General features: G+C 71.9%; 2 protein-coding genes. Both read right to left on the bottom strand.

Features of this window, described 5'->3' with window-relative positions:
• Nucleotides 1-1,648: type I polyketide synthase (locus tag IEY86_RS35010; RefSeq protein ID WP_229699047.1), on the bottom strand; the 1,648-nt coding region annotated here is incomplete at its 3' end.
• Nucleotides 1,649-1,709: 61 nt separating this feature from the next.
• On the bottom strand, nucleotides 1,710-10,361 hold an 8,652-nt coding region (locus IEY86_RS35005; RefSeq protein ID WP_444545861.1), incomplete at its 5' end, for an SDR family NAD(P)-dependent oxidoreductase.

The following is a 10,361-nucleotide window of genomic DNA, read 5'->3' as shown; positions in this document are numbered from 1 at the left end:
CAGCCAACTCCGCCAACCCACCGCACAACCCACCCAGATCCGAACCCAGAACCACCGCACGATGCTCAAACACCGAACGCCCCACCACCAACGAAGCACCCACATCCCACGGATCCAGACCCACCCGCCCCCGCACACACCCCAACAACCGACCCGCCTGCTCCCGCAACGCCCCACCACCACGACCCGACACCGGCCAAGCCACAATCGCGGACGGTTCAGCGGACCTGGTTCCGGCGAGGGCCTCAAGACCATCGGTGGCAGGCGCTTCCTCCAAGATGGTGTGCGCATTGGTGCCGCTGATGCCGAAGGAGGACACTCCCGCCCGCCGCGGACGGCCGTTCCTCGGCCACTCGCGGCGCTCGGTGAGCAACTGGACCTCACCCGACGACCAGTCCACGTGCGAGGACGGAGCATCCACGTGCAGGGTCCGCGGCAGCACTCCGTGCCGCATCGCGAGCACCATCTTGATCAAGCCTGCCGCACCGGCCGCCGCCTGGGTGTGACCGATGTTCGACTTCACCGACCCCAGCCACAGCGGCTGCCCCGGCTCCCGTCCCTGCCCATAGGTCGCCAGCAGCGCCTGCGCCTCGATGGGGTCGCCCAGCCTGGTGCCCGTGCCGTGCGCCTCCACCGCGTCCACATCCGACGCGGAAAGCCCCGCACCCGCCAGCGCCTGCCGGATCACCCGCTGCTGTGAGGGACCGTTCGGCGCCGTCAGGCCGTTCGAGGCGCCATCCTGGTTCACCGCGCTGCCGCGGATCACCGCCAGAACCGTGTGCCCGAGGCGCCGAGCGTCCGAGAGCCGCTCCAGCAGCACGAGCCCGGCACCCTCGCCCCACCCCGTGCCGTCGGCGCGATCCGCGAACGGCTTGCAGCGGCCATCGGCCGCCATGCCGCCCTGGCGGCTGAACTCCACGAAGGCACCCGGAGTGGACATCACGGCGACACCGCCGGCGAGCGCCAGCGAGCACTCCCGCGCACGCAGCGCCTGGCAGGCCAGATGCAGGGCCACCAGCGACGACGAACAGGCGGTGTCCACCGTCACCGCGGGGCCCTCGAGGCCCAGGGTGTAGGCGACCCGGCCGGAGACGACGCTACCGGTGTTGCCGGTGAGAATGTGGCCCTCGACGCCCTCGGGCACCTCACGCAGCCCCGAGCCGTACTCCTGGTTGCTGCAGCCGACGAAAACTCCGGTCCTGCTGCCGCGCAGGCTGTGCGGGGCGATGCCCGCCCGCTCGACGACCTCCCAGGACACTTCGAGCAGCAGCCGTTGCTGCGGGTCCATCGCCAACGCCTCACGCGGCGAGATTCCGAAGAAGTCCGCGTCGAAGCGGTCGGCGCCGTGGACGAAACCGCCCTGCGAGGTGCTGCTGCCTCCGCTCGTGGCCCCGGACGCCCCGCGCAGGGCGTCGAGATCCCAGCCGCGGTCCGTGGGGAACTCGGTCAGGGCGTCCGAGCCCTCGTCCAGCAGTTGCCAGAAGTCCTCGGGACTACTGACACCACCGGGGAAGCGGCAGCTCATCGCGACGATGGCCACCGGTTCGGCGGCGACCTCCAGCAGTTGCTGGTTCTCCTTGCGCAGCCGCTCGTTCTCCCGCAGCGAGGCGCGGAGAGCTTCGACAACCTTTTCCGCGGACGCGTCCATGCTCAGCTCCACACTTCACGACTTCGTCGAGGCATCGTCGGTACTACGGGACGGGGAACGCTCAGCTGTCTGCGGTGCCCAATGCCATCCGCACCAAGTCGTGGACATCCATGCTGCCGATGTCGTCGGCGTCCGTGGCGTCGGCGCCCATGACGTCGGTGTCCATGTCGTCGGGCGCCCCCGGCTCGCCGTCCGGTCGCGGCTCGTCGTCCGGGCCGGGGACCAGCTTGAGCATGGCGTCCAGCAGTCCGGAGTCCCGGAACCGGGTGACGGGGATCGATGTCAGCAGCTTTCGGATCGCCGCCTCGTCGGGCTCCTCCGGCGCGGCCGGGTCCGTGTCGGAGAACAGCGCCGTGCCCAGGTGGTCGACCAGGGCGGACGGGGTCGGGTAGTCGAACACCAGCGTGGCGGGCAGCAGGCAGCCCAGTGCGCCGTTGAGCCGGTTGCGCAGTTCGACGGCGGTCAGCGAGTCGAAGCCGAGTTCCTTGAACGACTGATCGGCATCGACCTGGGCCGCCGAGCCATGACCCAGCACAGCGGCGACCTGGTCGCAGACCGCATTCAGGAGCCTGCGCCCGCGGTCGCCGGGGCTCATCGAGGCAAGCTGCCGGGAGAGGTCCACCGCACTGCCCGTGGCGGCTGCCTCGGCTCCGGCCGACCGGCGTGCCCGGGTGCGCACCAGACCGCGCAGCAGTGGCGGCACCGGCCCATCGACGCCCAGTCGCCGGTCGTCGACGGACATCGGGACCAGTACCGCCTCGGGCCGCGCCAGGGCGGCGTCGAGGAGGGCCAGGCCCTCTTCCGGGGAGAGCGGGGGCAGGCCGGCGCGGGCCATCCTGCGGATGTCCAGCCCGGTCAGGCGGCTGGTCATTCCGGTCGCCTGGGACCAGGGTCCCCAGGCCAGGGAGACCGACGGCAGGCCCAGACCGCGCCGATGGTCCGCGAGGCCGTCCAGGAAGGCATTGGCGGCCGCGTAGTTGCCCTGACCGGGGGCGCCGAGCACACCGGCGGTCGAGGAGAAGGCCACAAACGCTGCCAGGTCCAGATCGCGGGTCAGCTCGTGGAGGTTCACCGCGGCGTCCACCTTGGGACGCAGGACCGCGGCGAGCCGGTCGGGGGTCAGCGACTCCACGACCGTGTCGTCCAGCGTGCCGGCGGTGTGGACGACCGCGGTCAAGGGGTGCCGCGCCGGAACGGAGGACAGCAGCCGTTCCACCGCCTCCCGGTCCGCGACGTCACACGCCTCGACGGTGGCCTCGGCCCCCAGCCCCGCCAGTTCCGCGACCAGGTCCTTCGCCCCCGGCGCCCGCGGGCCACGCCGACTGACCAACGTGAGGTGCCGGATGCCGTGTTCGGTCACCAGATGCCGGGCGACCAGCGCGCCCAGACCGCCGGTACCGCCCGTGATCAGTACCGTGCCGTCCGCATCGAGCGTGACGGGAACGGTCAGCACCACCTTGCCGACGTGCTTGGCCTGACTCAGATGACGGAATGCCTCCGGAGCACTGCGTACGTCCCACACGGTCACCGGCAGTGGCTTCAGCACGCCGGCTTCGAACAACCCCACCAGCGCCGCCAGCATCTCGCCGATCCGCTCGGGTCCCGCCTCGATGAGGTCGAACGCCTGATAGCGCACATCCGGATACCGCGCCGCTACCGCCTCGGGATCGCGGATGTCGGCCTTTCCCATTTCCAGGAACCGGCCCCCGCGCGGCAACAGCCGGAGCGATGCGTCGACAAACGCGCCCACCAACGAATCCAGTACCACATCCACACCACCACCTTGAGTCGCTGCCAGAAAGGCATCCTCGAAATCCAGATCCCGTGACGAGGCCACATGCGCGCTGTCCAGTCCCGACGCGTGCAGAGTCGGCCATTTGGCCCGGCTCGCGGTCCCGAAGACCTCCGCGCCCAAATGACGTGCCAGCTGCACGGCGGCCATACCCACACCACCGGCCGCCGCGTGGACCAGCACCGACTCCCCGGGGCGCACACCGGCGAGGTCGGTCAGGGCGTAGTACGCGGTCAGGAATACGACCGGCACCGACGCGGCCTGAGCGAACGACCAGCCCGCCGGGATCCGCACGACCGTGCGCGCGTCGGCAACCGCCACCGGACCATAGGCCCCTGGGAAGAGCCCCATCACCCGGTCGCCGACGGCCACTGCGACCACATCCGGACCGACCTCGGTGACGACGCCCGCACCCTCGAGGCCGAAGTCCCGGGCCTCGCCCGGATACATGCCGAGCGTGTTGAGCACATCGCGGAAGTTCACACCGGCCGCACGCACCGACACCCGTACCTGACCGGCGGCCAGGGCCCGCGTCGCCTCGGGGCAGGCCGTCAGCGCCAAGCCCTCCAAAGTGCCCTTCTCCACGATGTCCAAGCGCCACGCGGCCGGACTGTCGGCGGGAGTGGCCAGCACGCCGCCGGGCTCGATCCGAGCGACGCGGGGCACATGCACGGCCCCGTCGCGCAGGGCCAGTTGAGGCTCTTCGCCGACGAGGGCCTCGGACAGCGCGGCACAGGAGGCTTGGGTGCCATCGGTGTCCACGAGGACGAAGCGGCCGGGGTGCTCGGACTGCGCCGAACGCACCAGCCCCCAGGCGGAGGCCGCGCCCGGATCGTTCGTACCCGGATCGTGCGGCATGGCGGAAGAGGTGACGAAGACCAGCCGAGAGCAGTCGAACCGCCGTTCGGCGAGCCAGTCCTGTATCAGTGCCAGGACGTGCTGGGCCGTGTGGTGCGCCGCGGTGGCGGGGTCGCCGGCCGAACTCGGGACCGCCACCAGGACATTGGCCGGGATCTCGTCCATGTGCTGGGTGAGGGCGGCCAGGTCGGCGCCGACGGTGGTCTCCACCGGTGCGCCCGCGTTGGCCAGATGGGCGGCGAGCACCGAACCGTCCGTGTCCGCGAGCACGGCCGAGGTCGCTGCCGTGCCCGCTGCCGCCCTGCCGGACGATGCCGGAGCGGTCTGCCAGCCGAGGCGGAACAGATCACCGTCTCCTGCGCTCCGCTTCGAACGGAGTTGGCCGGCCGTGACCTCCCTGAGCGTGAGGGAGCCGACCGACGCCACCGGTCGTCCGGCGGTGTCCGTGACATCGAGCGCGATCGAGTCGGAGCCGCGCTGGTCAAGCCTCACCCGCAGTGCGGTGGCTCCGCAGGCATGCAGGGTGACTCCTCGCCAGGAGAACGGCAGGCGCCCCATTTCGGCGTCCGGAAGGGGCAGGAACGCGCTCGCGTGCAGGGCGGCGTCGAGCAGCGCGGGGTGCAGGCCGAACCGTGCGGCTTCGGCGCGCGCCTGCTCGGGCAGGGCCACTTCGGCGTACACCTGGTCGTCCTGCCGCCAGGCGGCACGCAGGCCCTGGAACCACGGGCCGTAGTCGAAGCCCCCGGCGCTCAGGCGCTCGTACACATCCCGCACGGGGAGCTCGACGGCTCCCAAGGGCGGCCAGGGTGCGAGCGAGGACGAGTCCGTGTCGTCGGGTTCCGGTCCGCCGTCGGCGACCAGGAGCCCTTCGGCGTGCAGAACCCAGGCCCGGCCCGGCTTCGCGCCGGCATCACGTGAATGCGCCGTGAGTGGGCGACGGCCCGTCGAGTCCGGTGCGCCGACCTGGAGTTGGAGGGTCACTGCTCCGCGTTCGGGCAGGATCAAAGGGCTGACCAGGGTGAGCTCCTCCACCCTTCCGCAGCCGACCCGGTCTCCGGCCAGCACCGCCAGGTCCAGGAAGCCCGTGCCGGGGAAGACGACCGTGCCGGACAGCGCGTGGTCCGCCAGCCACGGCTGGTCCTGGACGGAGAGCCTGCTGGTGAACAGGCTGCCGTCCGTGTCGGCGAGTTCGAGGGCGGCGCCCAGCAGTGGATGACCGGCGTCGTCCAGACCCGCGGACGCCAGATCCGCGGCGGTGCTTGCGGCGGGGGTCGGCCAGTGGCGCTGCCGTTGGAACGGGTAGGTGGGAAGGTCCACCACCGCGCCCCGCCGGGAGCCACGTCGGGTCAGGGCGGTCCACTCGACGTCGGCTCCATGGGTGTACGCACGTGCCAGCCCGGCGATCAGCGAATCGCACTCGCTTCGGCCGCCACGGAGCAGCGCGATGGCGGCGGCGTCGCCGGGGTCACCGGACAGGCAGTCCCCCGCCATGACGGTGAGGGTGCCGTCGGGTCCGATCTCCACGAACCGGGTGACGCCCTGCCGTTGGAGCTCGCGCACTGCCTCGTGGAACCGGACGGGCCGGCGCACGTGGCCGACCCAGTACTCCGGTGAGCACAGCTGCGCGGCGGAGGCGATCGAACCGGTGACCTCGGAGACCACCAGGGTGCGGGGCTCGTGGTAGGTGAGGCTTTCGGCCACCTCACGGAACTCGTCGAGCATGGGTTCCATCAGCGGGGAGTGGAAGGCGTGGCTGACCCGCAGGCGCTTGGTTCTGCGGCCGATCGCTTCGATCCGGGCGGCGATCTCGAGGGTGGCGTCCTGCTCACCGGACACGACAACGGAGCGCGGGCCGTTGACCGCCGCGATGCCCACCTCGTGCTCACGGCCGTCGATCAGCGGCTGCACCTCGTCCAGGGACGCCCGTACCGCGACCATGGCGCCACCGGCCGGCAGTGCCTGCATGAGCCGTCCCCGCGCGGCCACGAGTCGGCAGGCGTCCGCCAGCGACAGCACTCCCGCGGCGTGCGCGGCCGCGATGCCGCCGATGGAGTGCCCCAGCAGACAGTCGGGGCGCAGACCCGCCGAGCGGGAGAGCCGGTGGAGCGCCACTTCGGTGGCGAACAGGGCCGGCTGAGCCCAGTCGGTGCGGTGCAGCAGCTCGTCGTCGCCGAACACCACATCGCGCAGGGGCCGTTTCAGGGTGAAGTGCTCGCACACCTCGTCGAAGGCATCGGCGAACGCCGGGTACGCGGCATGGAGTTCCCTGCCCATACCGGCACGCTGGGCGCCCTGGCCGGTGAACAGGAAGGCGGTCCTTCCGCTGCGGGCGGTGGCCCGTACGTCGTCCGGGGCGGTCTGTCCGCAGGCAAGGGCACCGAGCCGGGAGAGCAGTTCGTCCCGGGAGTTCCCGAAGACGACGACCCGGTGTTCAAAGGCCGATCGGGCGGTCGCCAGCGAGTGGCCGATGTCGGCCGGGGACAGATCCTCGTGGTGGACGGCGTGGGTCAGCAGATTCCCGGCCTGTGCCCGCAGTGCTTCGCGGGTGCGAGCCGACAGCGGCCAGACGATGGGGACCGCGGGGCCGTCGGCGATGTCGGGGCCCGGCTGCGATTCCGGCTGCGGTCCCGGCTCGCCCCCGGTGCCCGGTGGCTGTTCAAGGACGACATGGGCGTTGGTCCCGCTGAAGCCGAAGGAGGACACCGCCGCTCGGCGTGGACGCTCCTCATCCGGCTGCGACCACGGAACGGGGTCGGTGAGCAGCCGGACGGCCGCTGCCGACCAGTCGATGTGCGAGGACGGCTCGGTGACATGCAGGGTGCGCGGAAGGAGGCCGTTCCGCAGGGCCATCACCATTTTGATGACACCGGCCACTCCGGCCGCGGCCTGCGTGTGGCCGAGGTTCGACTTCACCGAACCCAGCCAGAGGGGCCGCTTCGGGTCCCGCCCCTGACCATAGGTGGCCAGCAGCGCCTGCGCTTCGATCGGATCGCCGAGCCGGGTGCCGGTGCCGTGCCCCTCCACGGCGTCGATGTCGGCGGCGGACAGCCTCGCGTCGTGGAGTGCTTGGCGGATGACCCGCTGCTGTGAGGGGCCATTGGGCGCGGTGAGGCCGTTGCTGGCGCCGTCGGAGTTCACTGCGGTGCCGCGGACGAGAGCCAGCACGGGGTGGCCATTGCGGCGCGCGTCCGACAGACGTTCCACCAGCAGGACGCCCGCGCCCTCTCCCCAGCCGGTGCCGTCGGCGTCGTCGGAGAAGGCCTTGCAGCGCCCGTCGGGCGACAGCCCGCGCTGGCGGCTGAACTCAAGGAACGCCGCAGGGGTGGACATCACCGTGACGCCGCCCGCCAGAGCAAGGGAGCATTCACCGGACCGCAGTGCGCGGACGGCCTGGTGCAGGGCGACGAGCGAGGAGGAGCAGGCGGTGTCCACCGTCACCGCCGGGCCCTCCAGGCCCAGGGTGTAGGCGATCCGGCCGGAGATGACACTGGCCGCGTTGCCGGTGCCGAGGTAGCCGTCGACGTTCTCCGCGGCGGTCCGCAGGAGCGTGGTGTAGTCCTGCCCATTGGTGCCGGCGAAGACACCGGTGGGGGTGCCTCGCAGCGAGCGGGGGTCGAGACCGGCGCGTTCGACGGCCTCCCAGCACACCTCCAGCAACAGCCGCTGCTGCGGGTCCATCGCCAGCGCCTCGCGCGGCGACACTTCGAAGAAGGCGGCGTCGAAGCCGTCGACGCCGGTGAGGAAGCCACCGGTCCTGGTGTAGCTCGTGCCCTCGTGGTCGGGGTCGGGATGGTAGAGCGCCCCGGTGTCCCAGCCCCGGTCGCCGGGGAAGTCCACCAGCCCGTCGTGACCGGCGGCCAGCAGCTCCCACAGCTGCTCGGGGGTGTTCGCTCCACCGGGGAGCCGGCAGCCCATACCGATGATGGCGATGGGCTCACCGACCGCCACCGCGGTGGCCGCGTCGGACTCGGCGCGGTCCGCGGTGCCCAGCAGTTCGTCCGTCAGGTGCTCCGCGAGCGCCGACGGCGTCGGGTGGTCGAAGGCCAGTGTCGGCGCCAGGTGCAGCCCGGTCCTGCGTTCAAGGGCGTTGCGCAGTTCCAGGGCGGTCAGCGAGTCGAACCCGAGATCACGGAAGGCCCGGTGGGGATCGGCCGCGGGCGCCCCCGAACCATGCCCCAGCACGGTGGCGATCTCGGTGCGCAGAAGCCGGAGCACCGACGCGTGCCGCTCATTGCGCGGCAGGGCGGCGAGCGTACGCAGCACAGCGTCGTCGGCCCGCGCGGCGACCGCGGTCGGCTCGGCCGGTGCCGTGGTCCGGTCCCTCAGCAGGGGCGGGACGTGTGTGCCGGTCGAGCGGGCGGCTCTCAGGTCAAGACGCATGGGCAGGAGCACCGCCCGGTCCTGTGCCAGGCTCCGGTCCAGCAGCGCCAGGGCCTGCGCCGTGGGCAGCGAGCCGATCCCGCCGCGGGCCATCCGGCTTCGGTCGGACTCGTCCAGACCGGTGGTCATCTCGCTGTGCTCGGCCCACAGGCCCCAACCGAGGGCGAGCGTGTTGCGGCCCTCGGTCCTTCGGCTCTGCGCCAGGGCTTCGAGGAAGGCGTTGGCGGCCGCGTAGTTGCCCTGGCCGGGGCCACCGAAGCCGGAGGCCGCGGAGGAGAACAGCACGAACGCGGACAGGTCCAAGTGGCGGGTGAGGTCGTCCAGGTGAACGGCCGCGTCGACCTTGGGCCGCAGTACGGCGGCCAGGCGCTCCGGGGTGAGCGAGGAGACCACCCCGTCGTCCAGCACTCCGGCCGCGTGGACCACGGCCCCCAGCGGATGCTCGTCGGGGACGGAGGCAAGCAGGGCGGCCAGCGCGTCGCGGTCGGCGGCGTCGCACGCGGCAATGGTGACGTCCGCTCCCATCTCCGCCAGTTCTTTGCTCAGTTCGGCCGCGCCCGGAGCGTCGCAGCCCCGTCTGCTGGCGAGCACCAGGTGCCGCACGCCGTGGCCGGCGACCAGATGGCGGGCGACGGACGCGCCCAGAGTGCCGCTCGCTCCGGTGACGAGGACCGTGCGCTCGGGGTCGAAGGCGAGGCCGACGCTGTTCGCGGTGGCGGTATGCCGGACGAGCTGCGGAACGTGGGCCCGACCGGCGCGGATGGCTATTTGGGGCTCGCCCGAGCGGACCGCCTCGGCGACCCGGTCGAACCCATGGGCCCCCTCGCCGTCGCCGTGGGGCATGTCGAGCAGGATGAACCGGTCGGGGTTCTCGGACTGGGCGGAGCGCACCAGTCCCCAGACCGCGGCACCGGCGAGGTCATGGACGGTAGCGCCGCTTTCGGTCGCGACGGCTCCCCGGGTGAGGAGGACGAGACGCGAGGCGGTGAGGCGCTCATCGGCCAGCCATGTACGCAGCAGAGCCAGCGCCGCGGCCGTCGAGTCGTGGACCGCTGTGTGCGGACCGGCCGGGTCGGGGTCCCGGTCCGGCCGCAAGGGGACGAACACCAGGCCCGGCACGGCCGTTCCGGCGTCCAGGGCGGCCGTGAGCGAGGCCAGGTCGGCAAAGGAACCAGCGCCAAGAGCCGAGGCGAGAGCATCGGAGTCGGCACCGAGGACGGCGACGGTGCGGTCCTTTTCGGGGCGGGCACCGTCGCCCGCGCCGCCCGGCGCGGGCGATTCCATCCACTCGACGGCGAACAGGTCGTCACTCTCGACCGGGCCGGATCCGGCCACGGGATCGAGCCAGTAGCGCTGACGCTGGAAGGCATAGGTGGGCAGATCGACCCTGCGGCCAACGGGCAGAAGGGCGGACCAGTCCGGGGAGTGCCCGGTCACATGCAACTCGCTGACCGCGGTGATGAGGCTGTGGGTCTCGGGACGGTCCTTGCGCAACGCGGAGATCAGGACACCGTCCGTCTCCGGCAGGCAGAGCCTCGCCATCGCGGTCAAGGTGCCGTCGGGGCCGAGTTCGAGGAATCGGCTGACCTTGTTGTCGGCGAGGCTGCGGATGCCGTCGGCGAACCGCACGGCCTCACGGACATGCCGCACCCAGTACTCCGGGCAACCCAACTCCCCCGCCGC

The organism is Wenjunlia tyrosinilytica, from assembly GCF_014646055.1.
Lineage (GTDB): Bacteria > Actinomycetota > Actinomycetes > Streptomycetales > Streptomycetaceae > Wenjunlia > Wenjunlia tyrosinilytica.
This window is presented reverse-complemented; position numbering and strand designations above follow the sequence as displayed.